Source organism: Herbiconiux sp. FW305-C-125 (genome assembly GCF_058783455.1).
In genome coordinates, this window is record NZ_JBYSYO010000001.1 from 1,310,853 (window position 1) to 1,326,466 (window position 15,614).

18 protein-coding genes are annotated in these 15,614 nt (G+C 72.2%); 11 read left to right on the top strand and 7 right to left on the bottom strand.

Annotation, left to right across the window (positions count from 1 at the left end; translation table 11 throughout):
* Nucleotides 1–3 precede the first annotated feature (3 nt).
* The gene (locus AC3WLB_RS06725; RefSeq protein WP_492504411.1) at nucleotides 4–909 is read left to right on the top strand and encodes a MurR/RpiR family transcriptional regulator; all 906 of its coding nucleotides are present in this window, start codon (nucleotides 4–6) and stop codon (nucleotides 907–909) included.
* Here the strand turns inward: AC3WLB_RS06725 and AC3WLB_RS06730 are convergent.
* Nucleotides 906–1,994: a hypothetical protein gene (locus tag AC3WLB_RS06730; RefSeq protein ID WP_051047966.1), complete on the bottom strand. Its 1,089-nt coding sequence runs from the start codon at nucleotides 1,992–1,994 to the stop codon at nucleotides 906–908. The two genes, AC3WLB_RS06725 and AC3WLB_RS06730, sit on opposite strands and share 4 nt — an antisense overlap.
* Nucleotides 1,995–2,112: 118 nt before the next feature.
* Between AC3WLB_RS06730 and AC3WLB_RS06735 the strand changes: the two genes are divergently transcribed.
* Nucleotides 2,113–2,937, top strand: coding sequence for a TspO/MBR family protein (locus tag AC3WLB_RS06735; protein ID WP_492504413.1), 825 nt, complete (start codon nucleotides 2,113–2,115; stop codon nucleotides 2,935–2,937).
* A gap of 6 nt (nucleotides 2,938–2,943) precedes the next feature.
* Here the strand turns inward: AC3WLB_RS06735 and AC3WLB_RS06740 are convergent, their stop codons facing one another.
* On the bottom strand, nucleotides 2,944–3,888 hold the full coding sequence (locus AC3WLB_RS06740) for an NAD-dependent epimerase/dehydratase family protein (RefSeq protein ID WP_492504415.1): 945 nt from the start codon (nucleotides 3,886–3,888) through the stop codon (nucleotides 2,944–2,946).
* A gap of 75 nt (nucleotides 3,889–3,963) precedes the next feature.
* Here AC3WLB_RS06740 and AC3WLB_RS06745 point away from each other — a divergent pair, with 75 nt between their 5' ends.
* Nucleotides 3,964–4,311: a metalloregulator ArsR/SmtB family transcription factor gene (locus AC3WLB_RS06745; protein WP_022898274.1), complete on the top strand. Its 348-nt coding sequence runs from the start codon at nucleotides 3,964–3,966 to the stop codon at nucleotides 4,309–4,311.
* 101 nt (nucleotides 4,312–4,412) lie between these two features.
* Here AC3WLB_RS06745 and AC3WLB_RS06750 read toward each other — a convergent pair whose 3' ends face one another.
* Both AC3WLB_RS06750 and AC3WLB_RS06755 read right to left on the bottom strand, forming a co-directional pair.
* Complete coding sequence (locus tag AC3WLB_RS06750; protein WP_492504418.1) at nucleotides 4,413–6,029, bottom strand: sensor histidine kinase; 1,617 nt, start codon at nucleotides 6,027–6,029, stop codon at nucleotides 4,413–4,415.
* Nucleotides 6,026–6,730, bottom strand: coding sequence for a response regulator transcription factor (locus AC3WLB_RS06755; protein WP_492504683.1), 705 nt, complete (start codon nucleotides 6,728–6,730; stop codon nucleotides 6,026–6,028). Before AC3WLB_RS06755 ends, AC3WLB_RS06750 begins: the two co-directional genes overlap by 4 nt.
* Nucleotides 6,731–6,915: 185 nt before the next feature.
* Between AC3WLB_RS06755 and AC3WLB_RS06760 the strand changes: the two genes are divergently transcribed.
* The 3 genes from AC3WLB_RS06760 to AC3WLB_RS06770 all read left to right on the top strand — a co-directional run bounded on the left by AC3WLB_RS06760 (nucleotide 6,916) and on the right by AC3WLB_RS06770 (nucleotide 10,316).
* Nucleotides 6,916–7,641, top strand: coding sequence for a GNAT family N-acetyltransferase (locus AC3WLB_RS06760; RefSeq protein ID WP_492504420.1), 726 nt, complete (start codon nucleotides 6,916–6,918; stop codon nucleotides 7,639–7,641).
* 139 nt (nucleotides 7,642–7,780) lie between these two features.
* Nucleotides 7,781–9,676: an alkaline phosphatase gene (gene phoA / locus AC3WLB_RS06765; protein ID WP_492504422.1), complete on the top strand. Its 1,896-nt coding sequence runs from the start codon at nucleotides 7,781–7,783 to the stop codon at nucleotides 9,674–9,676.
* A 106-nt stretch (nucleotides 9,677–9,782) separates the two neighbouring features.
* Nucleotides 9,783–10,316: a DUF1697 domain-containing protein gene (locus AC3WLB_RS06770; protein WP_492504424.1), complete on the top strand. Its 534-nt coding sequence runs from the start codon at nucleotides 9,783–9,785 to the stop codon at nucleotides 10,314–10,316.
* Here the strand turns inward: AC3WLB_RS06770 and AC3WLB_RS06775 are convergent.
* Nucleotides 10,313–10,861 carry a CGNR zinc finger domain-containing protein gene (locus AC3WLB_RS06775; RefSeq protein WP_492504426.1) on the bottom strand — a complete coding sequence of 183 codons (549 nt, stop codon included), beginning with the start codon at nucleotides 10,859–10,861 and terminating at the stop codon, nucleotides 10,313–10,315. The two genes, AC3WLB_RS06770 and AC3WLB_RS06775, sit on opposite strands and share 4 nt — an antisense overlap.
* Before the next feature lie 73 nt (nucleotides 10,862–10,934).
* Between AC3WLB_RS06775 and AC3WLB_RS06780 the strand changes: the two genes are divergently transcribed.
* From AC3WLB_RS06780 to AC3WLB_RS06795, 4 genes are read left to right on the top strand one after another with little or no spacing between them, the layout of a single operon-like run.
* Nucleotides 10,935–11,981 carry an EamA family transporter gene (locus AC3WLB_RS06780; RefSeq protein WP_492504428.1) on the top strand — a complete coding sequence of 349 codons (1,047 nt, stop codon included), beginning with the start codon at nucleotides 10,935–10,937 and terminating at the stop codon, nucleotides 11,979–11,981.
* 60 nt (nucleotides 11,982–12,041) lie between these two features.
* Entirely contained in the window at nucleotides 12,042–12,545 is a 504-nt protein-coding gene (locus AC3WLB_RS06785) for a hypothetical protein (protein ID WP_492504430.1), read from the top strand.
* A 26-nt stretch (nucleotides 12,546–12,571) separates the two neighbouring features.
* Nucleotides 12,572–12,793 carry a hypervirulence associated TUDOR domain-containing protein gene (locus tag AC3WLB_RS06790; RefSeq protein WP_022898464.1) on the top strand — a complete coding sequence of 74 codons (222 nt, stop codon included), beginning with the start codon at nucleotides 12,572–12,574 and terminating at the stop codon, nucleotides 12,791–12,793.
* 34 nt (nucleotides 12,794–12,827) lie between these two features.
* A complete protein-coding gene (locus AC3WLB_RS06795) occupies nucleotides 12,828–13,187 on the top strand; it encodes a gamma-glutamylcyclotransferase family protein (protein ID WP_492504432.1) in 360 nt (119 codons plus the stop codon).
* Here the strand turns inward: AC3WLB_RS06795 and AC3WLB_RS06800 are convergent.
* Together AC3WLB_RS06800 and AC3WLB_RS06805 are read right to left on the bottom strand one after the other, a co-directional pair.
* Nucleotides 13,157–13,831: a hypothetical protein gene (locus tag AC3WLB_RS06800; RefSeq protein ID WP_492504434.1), complete on the bottom strand. Its 675-nt coding sequence runs from the start codon at nucleotides 13,829–13,831 to the stop codon at nucleotides 13,157–13,159. The two genes, AC3WLB_RS06795 and AC3WLB_RS06800, sit on opposite strands and share 31 nt — an antisense overlap.
* Before the next feature lie 73 nt (nucleotides 13,832–13,904).
* A complete protein-coding gene (locus AC3WLB_RS06805; protein ID WP_492504436.1) occupies nucleotides 13,905–14,573 on the bottom strand; it encodes a helix-turn-helix domain-containing protein in 669 nt (222 codons plus the stop codon).
* Nucleotides 14,574–14,638: 65 nt separating this feature from the next.
* On the opposite strand from AC3WLB_RS06805, the gene AC3WLB_RS06810 reads away from it, so the two are divergent.
* Nucleotides 14,639–15,604 carry an NAD(P)/FAD-dependent oxidoreductase gene (locus tag AC3WLB_RS06810; protein ID WP_492504438.1) on the top strand — a complete coding sequence of 322 codons (966 nt, stop codon included), beginning with the start codon at nucleotides 14,639–14,641 and terminating at the stop codon, nucleotides 15,602–15,604.
* Nucleotides 15,605–15,614: the final 10 nt, after the last annotated feature.

A 15,614-nucleotide genomic window follows, 5' to 3' on the forward strand; every position in this document is an offset into this window, starting at 1 on the left:
TCGATGGAGGTTCCGCCGCCCGAGTACACCGTGTTGCACAAGATCTCGGGGAAACTGCCGTACCTCCCGCCGTCGCTGCGGCAGGTCGCGGAGACCATCCTCAAGGAGCCCGCCGCGGCGCAGTCCATGACGATCAGCGAGCTCGCGACCTCCTCGGGGGTTGCGGAGTCGACCGTCTCACGGTTCGTGCGGGAACTCGGCGTCGACAGCTACAAGGCTCTCTCGCGGGAGGTCGCCGAGGCGATGTTCGTCTCGCGGTCGGCCGGTGCCGCCGAGGCCGACGGCCCGGAGCGGCTGGTGTACGAGGGCATCGCGCGGGGCGACGACCTGGCGGCCATCGTGGGCAAGATCGAGCGCTCCAGCGTTCAGGCGATGCGCCGCACGGCGCAGCGGCAGGACATCGACGCGCTGACGCGGGCGGTGGCGCATCTCGACGCGGCCGAGACGATCGTGTTCGTCTGCATGGGCTCCTCGAGCATCGCCGCCGAGGAGGCCGTCATGCGCTTCACCCGCGCCGGGCGCAAGTGCCTGCTCTTCCGCGACCAGAGCATCCAGGTGATGCTCGCCTCGATCATCGGCCCGAGCGATGCCCTCATCGCCATCAGCGACTCCGGCCAGTCGACCTCGGTCATCCAGGCCGTCACCCTGGCGCGGTCGCGCGGCGCCCACACGATCGCCATCACCTCCGCCGAGGATGCACCGCTCGCCGCGGCCGCCGACATCGCCCTGTTCACCTCCAGCGTGCCGAGCGGCGGCGAGCTCTACGGCGAGTCGGTGACGAGCAAGTGGGGGCAGATCCTCGTCATCGACATCCTCTACGCGGCCTTCGCCGCAGGCCGCTACGACGAGACCCTCCAGCACCTCGACGCCACCTACGAGTCGGGCATCAAGCAGTCCCGCACCCCCTAAGCGGGCTGTGCCGCGGGTTCGGGCTTGGGGTCGGGGGCGGGGGCCGGCAGACGGCCCGGGCCGAACTTCGCCGATCGGGCGACGATGAACGCGCCGGTCGCACCCACGAGCCACGCCCCGAGCACGAGGTACGGTTCGGCGTGCGGGTAGTCGGGGAAGTAGGTGAGGTCGCGTAACGCGCGCACGGTCGCACCGGTGGGCATCCAGCGCCCCATGAATTCGTAGAACGGCGGCAGCAACTCGGGCGCCACCGCGCCGCCCGACGACGGATTGCTGATCAGGATGAACAGCACCCACGTCGGCACGAGCGCCCACCGCCCGCCGATCACCACGCGCCAGAAGCTGTACACCGCCCCCGCGATGAACACCGAGCACGACAGCACCCCCCAGACCGGCACGATCGGAAAGCTCTCGAAACCGAAGATCGGGCCGGTGGTGAGGGTGATGACGAGACCGACGAGGATGGCGCGCCCCGCATCCCAGAGCAGCTCGCCGCCGAGTGTGAGCCCCGCCGCGTTCACCCGGGTCTGGATGGCGCCGACGAACCCGATGATGGTCGCTGCCAGCGCGAGGTAGAACAGCACGAGCCCGCTCGGGTCGCTCGGGCTCAGCGGATTGAGGTCGGTGACGGTGATGCTCGCCCCGACCTTGTCGCCGAGCTCGGTCGCGTCGGCGTCGATGAGCTTCGCGATCGACGCGCCCGATGCGCTGGAGATGTAGAGGTCGGCCGACTTCCCCGATCCGGTGACGAGGGCGGCGTAGATCTTCTGCTCGTCGATCGCGAGGGTCGCCGCGTCGAGCGACGGATAGTCGGCCACGACGAACGACGCACCCTCGACGTTCGCCAGCCCCTCCTGCAGCTGCGCGGCGGTGACCGTCTCGGAGACCACGCCGATCGGCACGTCGTGTGGCTGCGGATTGCTCATGGCCAGGCTGTAGGAGGTCACGAACAACGCCGCGAACAGCGACACCAGGAGCGAGACGATGAGTGCGGGCTTGTTCGGCCCGGTCACCGCGCGCCGGGCGGCGGTCAGCCCCCGTGCGACGGCGGTGGGTGCGGAACCGACGGGGTGTTCACTCGACATGCCATCACGGTAGCGCGGCCCGGCAGCCCGGCGCCGCCGACCCACCCGAGCGGTTCGGGGCTCAAGTAGCTAAGCTAGTTAGCGAGTTCGATTCCCTGAGCACCGCGAGGAGAACACCGTGAGCGAGACCGCCGTCACCCATCCCGTGAATTCCGACCGCGTGCGGCAGACCGTCGTCGCGGTGAGCGCCGTGCTGGCGATCGTGGGGTCGTTCGTCGGCTCGGGCGCGGCGGGTGGCACTCCCATTCAGGATGCCGCGGGCGGCGCGCTGAGCGCCGACGCCACCCTCATCGCCCCGGCCGGCCCCGCATTCTCCATCTGGAGCGTCATCTACGCCGGGCTGGTCGCCTACGCCGTCTGGCAATTCCTCCCCCGCCAGACCGGCAGCGCCAGGCAGCGCCGCCTCGGCTACCCGATCGCGGCCACCCTGCTGCTGAATGCCGCGTGGATCCTCAGCGTTCAAGCGGGTTTCCTGGCCCTCAGCGCGATCGTCATCGTCGTGCTGCTCGCCGCACTCCTCGTGACCTTCGTTCTGGTCGTGCGCACCCGGCGGCGCGGTCAGTCATGGGTCGAATCGCTCGTGGTCGACGGCACGGTCGGCCTCTACCTCGGCTGGGTCTGCGTCGCCACCGCCGCGAACCTCACCTCGGCGTTCATGGTCGCGGGCTTCGACGGCTTCGGCTGGCCGGCGGAAGGGTGGGGCTCAGCCGTCGTGATCGTGGCCGGTCTCGCGGGGGTCGCCCTGGCCGTGTTCGGCGGCGGCCGGCTGGCGCCGACGGCGTCGCTCGCCTGGGGCCTCACCTGGCTCGCGGTCTCGCGTCTCACCGGCAGCCTCGAGTCGCCGACCGTCGCATCCGTCGCCCTCGCCACCGCCGCGGCCGTGGTGGTCGCCACGGTCGTCATCCGCATCGCCGACGAACTGCGGATGCGCCGCCGCGCCTGAACCCGTTCACCTCTCGACGATCCGCTCTCGCTCGACTCGGCGCCGCCCGACCGTCCTGGTCGCAACCCCCCGCGGTAGGCGGAAGTCGGCGCGCGTGAAGCGGCCGGCCGGCAGCGCCGCCCGGATGCGCTCGGCGCTGAACGGATGCGCGGGCCGGATGCCCTCGGGCGGCTCCGGCGCCCAGGGGGCCGGTGCGCTGACGCCCTCGGCGAGCATCCGGGCCTGCGCCCGGGCGACCAGGGGCACCACCATCGTGCGCTCCGCCACCCAGGCCAGGGCGCGGATCGCGGCGACGGGCACGGGCAGGTAGAGCGGGCGTCGGCCGGCGACACGGGCGATGCGGCGCACCGCCGTGCCGAGCGGGAGCTCCTCGGCGCCCATCACGGCGACGGTCGGTTCGGGGATGCGCCCCTCGAGAGCGGCGAGCAGCACGTCGACCGCGTCGTCGACCGGCACCGGGCGCACCGTGCGCTCCCGGAAGCCGACCGTCGCGAACACCGGCCAGGTGCGCACCGCACGGGTGACGTGATCGACCATGTGGTCGCCGGGGCCGTAGATCATGCCCGACTTCAGCACGGTGTGCGGCAGGCCCGAGTTGCGCACGAGCTCTTCGGCGGCCCACTTGCTCTCGTGGTACGGCGAGCCGCAGTCGGGTCGGGCACGCAGGAAGCTGAGCAGCACGACGCGCTGCACGCCGACCCGCCGGGCGGCCTCGACCACCGCACGGGTGCCGGCGACGTGCACCCGGTCGAAGGTCTGGTCGCCGATCTCCCGGTTGATGCCGGCGCAGTGGGCGACGACGTCACAGCCGGCGAACGCCTCGGCGAGCGCCTCGACGTCATCGATCGCCGTGCCCGTTCGGCGCGAGACGATGACGGTCTCGGCGGGGTCGAGCCGTTCGGCCAGGTGACGGCCGACGAAGCCGGTGCCTCCGGTGATTGCTACTCGCATGAGTGTGCTCCTTCGCTTATTAGCGATGAAGCTACAAGGCTTTTTGATATTTAGCAAGCGTGCTAGAGTGCGAATATGACAGACAGCGCGTCCGACATCTTCGCGGCTCTCGCGCATCCGACGCGACGGCAGATCCTGCAAGACCTGAAAGACGGCGAGCTGGCCGCCGGCGAGATCGCAGCGCGCTTCTCGGCCAGCGGGCCCACCATCTCGCGCCATCTCGGCGTGCTGCGCCAGGCCGGTCTCATCACCGAGCGGCGTGACGCCAACCGCATCCTGTACTCGCTCGTCGGCGAGCGGCTCGCCCTGTCGGTCGGCGACTTCCTCTCCACCGTCTGCCCCGAACAGATCGTGCTCCGCGAGGTGCGCAAGCGCGCCGCCCCGGCGGGTGCCGCAGGCGCCCCCCGGCCGGCCGAGGCCTGACCCTTTTCAGGATCGCCGACCTGCCACGACCGTAGTCAGGCCGAACTCCCCTGAATACGCGCGAGGCACCTGAATACGGGCGTGCGGATGCCCGGTCACACCTACGTGGCGGCGGGCACCGAGGACGAGGCGGCAGCCGGAGCGGCGGGGGCGCCCGGCGACAGGGCGGGGGCGGGCGCAGCGGCGGCGGCGCGGGCCAGGCGCACGGTGAACGTGGTGCCCGCCGGGGTCGAGGCGACCTCGATGGCGCCGGCGTGCGCCTCGACGATGGATGCCACGATCGCGAGCCCGAGCCCCGAGCTGCCGGCGCGGCGTGAGCGCGACGAATCGCCGCGCGCGAAGCGCTCGAAGAGTTCGGGCACGAGTTCGGGCGCGATGCCCGGCCCGTCGTCGGCGACCTCGAGTTCGACCAGCACGTCGTCGGAGCCCGCTGCGCCGTCAGTCGCCGCACCCGCCCCCGCGGCCTCCGCCGCCGGCACGAGCCGCACGCTCGCCGTCACGGCGGTGCCCTCCGGGGTGTGCACCGCGGCGTTCGAGAGCAGGTTGAGCACCAGCTGGTGCAGGCGCTCGCGGTCGCCGTGCACGAGAGCGGGCGCATCCGGAACAGCAACGGCCCAGCGATGGCCGGGCGCCGACGCGCGGGCATCGCTCACCGCGTTCACCACGATCTCGCCCAGATCGACCTCGTCGAGGTGCAGGTCCTGCCCCTCGTCGAGCCGGGCGAGCAGCAGCAGATCGCTCACCAGCGAGTTCATGCGCTGCGCCTCCGACTCGATCCGGGCGAGCGCGAACTCGGTCAGCTCGGGCAACTCGTCGCTCTGCTGCCTGGTGAGCTCGGCGTAGCCCTGAATCGCAGCCAGCGGCGTGCGGAGTTCGTGACTCGCGTCGGTGACGAAGCGGCGCATCCGTTTGTCGGTCGCCACCCGCACCGCGAGCGCGTCGTCGACGTGGGCGAGCAGACGGTTCAGCGCCTCGCCCACCTGCCCGACCTCGGTGTCGGGGTCGGTGTCGGCCGCCTGCACCCGGGCGGTGATCGCGGCATCGCCGCGGTCGAGCGGCAGGGTCGCCACCGAGGAGGCGGTCGACGCCACCCGTTCGAGCGGCCGCAGCCCGAGCCGCACCACGAGCACCACGCCGAACCCGATGATCACGATCCCGATCAGCGCGAGACCGATCATCGTCACCGCCTGCTGCGCCGACGCGGCATCGGCGGCCGCCATCGAGACGCCCGTCACCAGCAGCGCTCCGGTGCTGTCGGCCTCGGTCGCGATGCGATAGCTGCCGAGTCCGCCGAGATCCGTCGTCTCGCGCGTACCCGGTGCGAGGTCCGCCGACGCCAGCTGGTCGAGCACGACCGGCGGCAAGGCCGTCGCGTCACCGTCGCTGAAGTGGGCCGAGTCCACGACCGTGCCGTCCTCGATCAGGGCGATCACCGAGCCGGGCCCGTTGCCCGTGTAGTCGGTGAAGGGCTTCTCCGGATGCGGGTCGATGTGCCGCACACCGTCGGAGGTCTCGAAGTTGCCGTAGCGGTACTTCTCCACCGAGAAGCGGAACGACGAGATCGAACCACTCAGCTGCGTGTCGACCACACGCGTGACGGTGGCGTTCACGCTCAGGATGCTCCCGATGCCGACCGCCGCGAGCACACCGGCCGACACCGCGGTGACGCCCACCACCAGGCGCGAACGCAGCGTCCACCGGCGTCGCGCCCCGCTCATTCGGCCGGCCTCAGCACGTAGCCCACCCCGCGCACGGTGTGGATCATCGGCGCGCGCCCCGCATCCACCTTCTTGCGAAGGTAGGACACGTACAGGTCGACGATCGAGGCCTTGCCCGCGAAGTCGTAGTTCCACACCCGGTCGAGGATCTGCGCGCGCGAAAGCACCCGCCGCGGGTTCCGCATCAGGTAGCGCAGCAGCTCGAACTCGGTGGTGGTGAGCGAGATGGCGTCGCCGCCCCGGTTCACCTCGTAGCTCGTCTCGTCGAGCAGCAGGTCACCCACCACGATGCGCGAGTCCTCGTCGGAACTGGTCGTGATCGAACGACGCAGCAGCCCGCGCAGCCGCGCCACGAGCTCCTCGAGGCTGAACGGCTTCGTCATGTAGTCGTCGCCGCCGGCGGTCAGTCCGATGATGCGGTCGTCGACCGAGTCGCGGGCGGTGAGGAAGAGGGTGGGTGAGCCCTGCTCCACCTCGCGCAGCTGGCGCAGCAACCGGATGCCGTCGGTGTCGGGCAGCATGATGTCGAGCACGACCACATCCGGTCGCTCCTCGCGGTACTTCTGCAGCGCCGTCGCCCCGTCGTGCGCGACGTCGACCACCCAGCCCTCGTAGGCGAGCGCGAGGCTCACGAGACTGGTGAGCACCACCTCGTCGTCGACGAGCAGCACGCGGATGGCCGATCCGTCGGCCCGGTACATCCGCGGGAGTTTCGCCAGCACGGCACGCCGGCGGCCCGACGTGACGAGTTCGTCGGAGATCGGAGAGTTCGCCACTCTTCCATGGTCGTCGCCGGGCGCGCCGATATCCACGAGTCGATGCGTATTCATAGAGACCTCAAATAATCCCACACGGCCCACCTGAGTGCGGCACGTACCGTCTCGGCATGACCTCGTCGAGAGCACTCGATCAGCCGACCCGATGGGCGCCCACCCGCGCCGTCCACCCCGCACGCCCCACGCGCCCCACGCTTCCGTTCCCCCTGGCGCCCTTCCGCGACCGGCTGGCGTCAGCGGGCATCCGCCGCCCCCGGGTGCTGCGGGGGCCGCGCACCGAGACGCCCTTCGATGCACCGCGCATCCGCACCGAGCGGCTGCTGCTGCGCCCGCACCGCACGGCGGATGCCGCGGACTGGTTCGCCCTGCAGTCCCAGCCGGCGGTGCGCGCGTTCCTGCCGTGGCCCGAACGCGACCGTGCGAGCTCGGCCCGGCACCTGCGCGACCGCACCCGGCACACCCGGTTGTGGCAGAAGGACGACTTCCTGGCGCTGGCGATCGAGCGCGACGGGCGACTGATCGGCGACGTCTCGCTGCACCTGCGGTCGGTCGGAGCGGCGGAGCGGTCGGCGGAGATCGGCTGGGTGCTGCATCCGTCGGCCGGTGGTCGCGGCTACGCCACCGAGGCGGCCTCGGCGCTGCTCGACTTCGCCTACGACGTGGTGGGGGCGCGCTGGGTGACGGCGGTGACGGATGCGCGCAACGCCCCCTCGCTCGCGCTCGCCCGGCGGCTCGGCTTCGTCGAGGTGCGGAGCGCCGGGGCCGACCTCGTGCTCATGCGCCCGCGCGGCGACCGCGCGGGGTCGCCGGCGCCGGCCGGCACCCCGGCACGCTGACCCCCGGGCAGGGCACACCGAGTGGACACCTCGGGTTCATGCGGAGGACCTCGGATGTTCGGGCCACCGTTCCGGGTCGCCGCTGTGCTGGAGCGACGGCACCCGGGGTGGGTGCCGACCTCATGACATGGAGCACACGATGGCGCTCAGCGCACACCAGGGCGGGGGTAAGCGGCGCACGCTGATCCTCGCATCCGCGGCCCTCCTCACCGCGGCCAGCATCGGCGTCCCGGCTGCGGCCTACGCCGACATCACCGACAACGGCGGGGCCACCCGCAACGACGGCGACAAGGCCGCCGCATTGCGGGCCTCGATCGTCGACGGACCGGCGAAGAACGTCATCCTGCTGATCGGCGACGGCATGGGCGACTCGGAGATCACCGTCGCCCGCAACTACGAGTACGGCGCCGGCGGCGAACTGCCCGGCATCGACGCGCTGCCGCTGACCGGTCAGTACACGACCTACTCGGTCTACCGAGACGGCGCCAACAAGGGCAAGCCCGACTACGTGCCCGACTCGGCCGCCACCGGATCGGCCTGGTCGACCGGCACGAAGACCTTCGACAACGCCATCTCGGTCGATGTCGACGGCAACCCGCAGCAGACCCTCATCGAGATCGCGAAGGCGAACGGCCTGAAGACCGGTGACGTGTCGACCGCCGAGATCCAGGATGCGACGCCCGCCGTGCAGGTTGCGCACGTGGATGCCCGCAGCTGCTACGGCCCCGACAGCCCGAGCTGCGGCGACGACGCGCTCGCGGCCGGCGGCCTCGGCTCGATCAGCGAGCAGCTGCTCGACACCCGCCCGGACGTGACCCTCGGCGGCGGCTCGAAGAGCTTCACGCAGACCGCGAAGGCCGGCCAGTGGAACGGCCAGACCCTGTTCGAGCAGGCCGACGACCGCGGCTACCAGGTGGTCGGCGACGCGGCGGGCCTCGCCGCCGTCACCTCGGCCGACCAGACCGCCCCGGTGCTCGGCCTCTTCACCGAGGGCAACTTCCCCACCCGCTTCGCCCCCAGCGAGGCGACCGTGGGAGGCGCCGACCTCGCGCCGGTGACCTGCCAGCCGAACCCCGACCGGCTCGACAGCGGGCTGTCGCTGAAGTCGCTCACCCAGAAGGCGATCGACCTGCTCGACACCGGCGACCAGGGCTTCTTCCTGCAGGTCGAGGGCGCCTCGATCGACAAGCAGGACCACGCCGCCAACGCATGCGGCCAGATCGGCGAGACGATCGACCTCGACGAGGCCGTGCAGGCCGCACTCGAGTTCGCGAAGACCGACGGCAACACGCTCGTCATCGTCACCGCCGACCACGCCCACACCAGCCAGATCGTCGACAGCACGCCGCCCACGAGCCTCAGCACCGCCCTCACCACGAAGGACGGCACGGTCATGAAGGTGGCCTACGGCACCGCGGCGGCCGGCGGCTCGCAGCAGCACACCGGCTCGCAGCTCCGCATCGCGGCCTACGGCCCCGGCGGCGCGCAGGTGGTGGGCCTGACCGACCAGACCGACAACTTCTTCACCATGGCGAACGCCCTGCAGCTGAACCGCGACACCGCGTCGCTCAGCTCGGGCGCCACGGCGGCGCTGTCGGCCACGACGGTGGAGCCGGGGGCCGAGGTGACGGTCGACGCATCCGGCTTCATGGGCGACCGCCAGATCGGCGCGACCGTCGCCTCGACACCGACCGATCTCGGGTCGCAGGACGTCATCGACGGCACCGCCTCCTACACCTTCACGGCGCCGAGCGAGCCGGGAGCCCACTCGGTGACCCTCACCGGGCGGCAGAGCACCAAGGCGGTCGTGGTGGACTTCACCGTCGCGGCAGCCGGCACGCCGGGCGAGCCGACCAACCCGCCGGCTGGGCCCGCGGGTGACGGCGGTGCCGGTGCGGGCGGCTCCGGCTCCTCGTCGAGCGCCGGGGTGCTCGGCAACACGGGCGCGACGGTGGCACGGTTCGTCGTGTTCGGCGGGCTGCTGCTCGCCGCGGGCGTCGTGCTCGTGCTGCAGCGCCGCCGCCGGCACGCCTGACGCGCCGGTCGCGCCGCACCGCGTCACCTCATCGAATCGCCAGTTCTGGTCGCTTCCCCACCCGGGATTCCGACCAGAACTGGCGATTCGCCGTTAGCGTTGGCGCATGACCCGATTCGTCGCCCTGCTCCGCGGAGTGAACGTCGGGGGCGTCACCGTGAAGAGCGCCGAGCTGGCCGAACTCTTCCGGTCGCTCGGCTTCGACGGGGTGAAGACGGTGCTCGCCTCGGGGAACGTGCTGTTCGAGACGGATGCGCAGGAGACGAAGAGACTGAAGGCCGCCATCGAGACGGGCCTGCGCGAGCGCTTCGGCTACGACGCCTGGATCGTGCTGGTGGAGCGCGGCGACCTGGCGTCGGTGGTCGACGGCTTCCCCTACGAGGAGGTCGACGAGCGGCAGCCGTATGTCGTGTTCTCCTCCGACCCCGCGGCCACCGCCGAGATCGCCGAGTTCATCGCCGGCCTCGACCCGGACGCCGAGCCGGCCGAGCGCGCCGAGGTGCAGGGCGACGCCATCGTCTATTGGGAGGTGCCGAAGGGGCACAGCCTCGACACGGCGCTGGCGAAGTTCCTGGCGAAGCCGCGCTTCAAGGCCGCGACCACCACCCGCAACCTCCGTACCCTGCGCAAGCTCCTCTAACGCCGGCGGGCGCGGTAGGCGAGCACGTTCATCCGGTTGCCGCAGTTGCCCACGTCGCAGTAGCGCTTCGAGCGGTTGCGGGAGAGGTCGACGACCACGGCGGCGCAGTCGTCCGCCGCGCACTCCCGCAGGCGATCGAGCTCGTCGGTGCGGATGACGTCGATGAACGCCATGGCCACCTCCACGCGCATCCGGGTGGCCAGCGGAGCGTCGGCCGCGGTGGCGTGCAGGTGCCAGTCCCAGTCGCCGTGCCGCACGAGCTGCGGCAGCGCGGCGGAGTCGCGGAGGATGCGGTTGACGAGCTCGACCGCCGTGTCGCGGTCGACCTGCCAGAACTGGCGGAACTCGCCGCGCAGGGCGCGCACCTCCTCGAGCTCGGCCGCGTCGCGATCCCGCCGGCCCGAGTACTCGTGCTCGTCGAGCAGGCGTTCGAGCGCTCCGAGCTCGGTCAGCTCGTCGTCGCGCGAGTTCGAGGCGCCGGCGCCCGTGTTGATCAGCGCCGCAGCGAACACCAGGGTCGCCTCGGTGTCATAGGCAAAGACCACATTGACTCCTGACAGGGCGGATGAGTAGTGTCACTAGCGTAATCCTTTTCACTCCTGACACGACGGATGCCCGATGACCGACTCGCCCGCACCGCGCACCGCATCGGCACACCGCGCATCCGGTCTCGTGCTCGCCATCGCCGCGGCCGCCGCGTTCGGCACGAGCGGGCCGTTCGTGAAACCGCTGCTCGACGCCGGCTGGTCGCCCGTGGCCGCGGTCGCCGTGCGCGCCGGCGCCGGCGGACTGGTGCTGCTCGTGCCAGCCCTGCTCGCACTGCGGGGGCGCTACGGCCTGCTGCTGCGCTCGTGGAAGCTGCTGCTGGCCTACGGTTTCGTCGCCGTCATCGGCGCCCAGGTGTTCTACTTCGCCGCGATCGGCCGCCTGCCGGTGGGCGTCGCGTTGCTCATCGAGTACTCGGCCCCGATCCTGCTGGTACTGCTCGCCTGGGCGCGCACGCGCATCCCCCCGGCGCTGCTCACCATCATCGGTGCGGTGCTCAGCATCGCCGGGCTGGTGCTCGTCATCAACCCCTCCGGCGCGGGCGGGCTCGACGTGCTCGGCGTGCTGTTCGCGCTCGCGGCGGCGGTGTGCCTGGCCGGGTACTACCTCATCTCGGCGCTGCCGTCGAACGGGCTCCCCCCGGTGACGCTCGTGAGCGTCGGGCTCCTCATCGGCGCGGCCGGGCTCGGGCTCGTCGGCGCCACCGGGCTGCTGCCGTTCACGATGTCGTTCGACGACGTGGTGCTGCCGGTGTTCGGGCAGGTGTCGTGGCTCGTGCCGATGGGTGTGGTGGTGCTGGTGGCGACCGCGTTCGCGTACCTGGCGGGAATCCTGGGTGCGGTGCGGCTCGGGTCGCGGGTCGCCTCGTTCGTCGGGCTCGTCGAGGTGCTCTTCGCGGTGCTGCTGTCGTGGCTGCTGCTCGGCGAGGTGCCGACGCTGCTGCAGGGGGTCGGCGGGGCGCTGATCGTCGCGGGGGTCGTGTTCGTCAAGCTCGAGCGGGAGGCGTCAGGCGCGACGGATGCGACGGATGCGCCCGGGGCGCACGGGGCGCCCGGGCTCGAGCTGCCGGAGCCGATCGCACCCGACCCCGGCGCGGTGACGCTCGACCACCGGGCCTGATCGCCCCGATCGTCTGCTGGCCCTCCCGGCCGGCGGCGGTTCGGGACAGGATGGACGCAGATGTCCGTCGCCGAGGGGAGCACCGTGAGTCAGCCACCGTTCGATCAGCCCGCCGAGCGCCACCCGGGGTACGGTCCCACGCCGCCGACCACGCCGCCCGCGGCGCCCTACCCGCCGCAGAGCCCGCCCGCGGGCCAGCACCCCGGGTACGGCGCGAATACTCCCCCGGCCGCGCCGCGCAACCCGGGAGCGCGCAACCCGCTGGGGCTGGCGTCACTCATCCTCGGCGCCGTCGGCCCGGTGCTCGGCTTCGTGTTCGTGTTCGTGCAGGCGGGCGTCCTCGTGTCGGGCGGCCCCGGCGCGATGGGTGCCGTGTCGACCGTGCAGGCGGTGCTGGTGGGGCTGAGCTCACTGGCGGCAGTCATCCTCGGTCTCGTCGTGGTCGTGCGGCCCGGCGCACCGAAGGCCCTCGCCTCCGCGGGTCTCGCGCTCGGCGCGGCCGGGCTGCTGGGGGTGCTGGGCGGACTGCTCTACCCGGTGGTCATCTCGGCCGTGTACGCCTGAGCCGATTCGGGAGTACGGTCGCCGGCATGGCGAAAGAACCGCACCGCGGCGACCACGTGAGGTGGTCGACCCACGGCACCACGACGACCGGCACCGTGAAGAAGAAGATCACGAGCGACACCGAGGCCGCCGGCCGCACGGTGCGGGCATCCGACGACGACCCGCAGTTCCTCGTCGAAAGCGACAAGACCGGCCGCGAGGCCGTGCACAAGCCCGAGGCTCTGCGCAAGGCGCCGAAGGGCGATTGACGGCAGCGCGCGGCCGGGTCGGTAGGCTCGACGGGTGGATGCGACGGATGGCGTGCTGCTCTTCTCGTACGGAACGCTGCGTCAGCCCGCGGTGCAGCTCGCCACCTTCGGGCGGCTGCTCGAGGGCCGCGACGCCGCGGTCGTGGGCTACCGGCTCGAATGGCTCACCATCACCGACGCGGCGGTGATCGCGACCAGCGGCAGCGACCGGCATCCGCTTCTCGTGCCGGACGCCGGCGCCGAGCCGGTGCCCGGTACCGTCTTCGAGCTCACGCTCGACGAGCTGCTCGCCGCCGACGAGTACGAGGTGTCGGACTACGTGCGTGTGCGGGTTCCGCTCGACTCGGGCGAGGACGCTTGGGTCTACGTGTTCGCGGGCACGCCGGAGGCCTGATCAGGCGCCCCACCGGCCGGCCGGCCGCGTGCGCCCGGCTCGCGGATCGTGGTGACCACGTCGACCAGCTGGGGTGACGCCGGGGCCGACCCGAAGCCGAACGTGACCGGCGGATCCAGCGGCGCGAACGCCCCGAGATCGGCGCCGTCGAGCTCGGCCTCGGCCCAGACGATGCGGCGCGCGAGCGTCACCCCGTAGAACTCACGCCGCCCGCCACCGGCGGTGCCGGCCGTCCGGGCGCCGGGTACGAGCATCCGTGCCACCGGATCGACCGTCTGCAACCACCGCGGATGCGTCGCCACGGCCGCCGGCACCAGCCGGAGCGCGCGGCCCAGCGGCGAGATGCCGCCGAGACGCAGCTGCGTGCGGAGGTCTCGGGCCTCGAAGCGGAGACCGCCGTCGATCCGCCGCCAGCGCACCGGCGCCACCCGCACCTCGTCGAAGCGGTAGGTGCCGGTGAGGAGCGCGGCCACCTCGTCGTTCGGCGCGAGCAGGATGCGGTGACCCCGCGCATCCTGCAGCATCGCATCGGCGAACGACCCGAGCGGGGTCATGTGCCAGAGGCCGAGCACGACCCGGGTTCCGGATGCGGTGCCGAAGCCCGCGATGCGCCCGGCGAAACGCAGGTCGGTGGGTGCGGGCATGGTTCGAGGCTAGGCCGCTACGGGCACCGCCGCACCCCGGGGCCGGGTGCCCGCCGGACCGCGGGCGGACGGGTCAGCGCCCGGCGCGGCGATCCGGCTCGGTCTGCGCACGCACGTGGATGCGCTCGCCGTCGCGGCTGAAGATGCACATGATCTCGACCGGGTGATCGTCGGCACTGCCCATCCAGTGCGGAACGCGGGTGGCGAACTCGGCCGCCTCGCCGGGCTTCAGCACCAGATCGTGTTCGGCCAGGCGCAACCGCAGCCGGCCGTCGAGCACGTAGAGCCACTCGAAGCCGTCGTGGGTGCGGAGCTCGGGCTCCTCGTCGCGGGGCGGCAGCACCATGCGCACGGTCTGCATCGGCGAGCCCTCGCGCGAGAGCTGCTCGACCTCGGCACCCCACTGGCGGGTGAACCGCGGGCGCACACGGGGGTCGGGCACGGCGGTGTCGGAGACCAGCTCGTCGAGGGTCACCTCGAGCGCGGCGGCGAGCGGAATGAGCAGGTCGAGGTTGGGCTGCCGTTTGCCCGCTTCGAGGCGCGAGATGGTGCTCGACGAGATGCCGGTGGCCGCGGCGAGGCCGGCGAGGGTGAGGTCGCGGTCGAGGCGGGTCGCCTTGAGGCGCGCCCCGATGCGCGCCGCGCGGGTGCCGTCGCCCGTCGGCGCGGCGGCGGCATCGGCGGCGGGGGCGACTGGGCGCGACCTGTGGGAGACACGGTGCGGGGCGGAGGCGGAAGGCATTCCTCCATCTTGCCATTTCGGCACACCACTTTGCCATACCGTCTCGGGCGGCTCAGTGTGGAGGCATGACCGATGAACTCCTCGATGTCCTCGTGGTCGGTGGCGGTGCCGCCGGCCTCAATGCCGCCCTGGTGCTCGCCCGAGCCCGCCGCCGCGTCGCGGTGATCGACGCCGGCGAGCCGCGCAACCGCTTCGCGCCGCACATGCACGGCTTCCTCAGCCGCGACGGCATGTCGCCGCTCGACCTGCTCGAAGCGGGCCGCGCCGAGGTGCGCAGTTACGGCGGCGAGATCGTGAACGGGCGGGCGGTGAGCGCGGCCGGCAAGGCCGGCGCGTTCACCGTCACCCTCGACGACGGCCGGATGCTCAGCAGCCGCCGCCTCGTCATCGCCACCGGGTTGCGCGACGACCTGCCCGACGTCCCCGGCCTCGCCGAGCAGTGGGGGCGCGGCGCCGTCGCGTGCCCCTACTGCGACGGCTGGGAGTCACGTGACCTGCGCATCGGGGTGCTCGCGTTCACCCCGATGGGCGCACACCAGGCGGGACTGCTGCGTCAGTGGTCGTCCGACGTCACCTTCGTCGGGCCCGCCGCCGCCGACCTCGACGCCGAGACGCGCGCGGGCTTCGACGCCCGCGGCATCCGCATCGTGCCGGCGCAGGTGACGGCCGTTCTCTCGGCCCCTGCGGGCGGCGACGGCCCCGGCGCGCTCACCGGCGTCGCGCTCGACGACGGCAGCACCATCCCGCTCGACCGGCTCTTCGTGGGGCCGCGACCGGTGGCGAACGACGCTCTGCTCCGCGAGCTCGGCGCCGACTACGCCGAGGGCCCCGTGGGCGAGTGGGTGGTCGCCGACCCGTTCGGCGCCACGTCGGTGCCGGGCGTGTGGGTCGCGGGCAACTCGGCCGTCGCCCACGCACTGGTGGTGATGGCGGCGGCCTCCGGCGCTGCCGCCGCCACCCAGATCAACGCCGACCTCATCGCCGACGACACCCGCCGGGCCGTCGCGGCGCTGACGGCTGCGGCCGGGTGATCATGAGTCG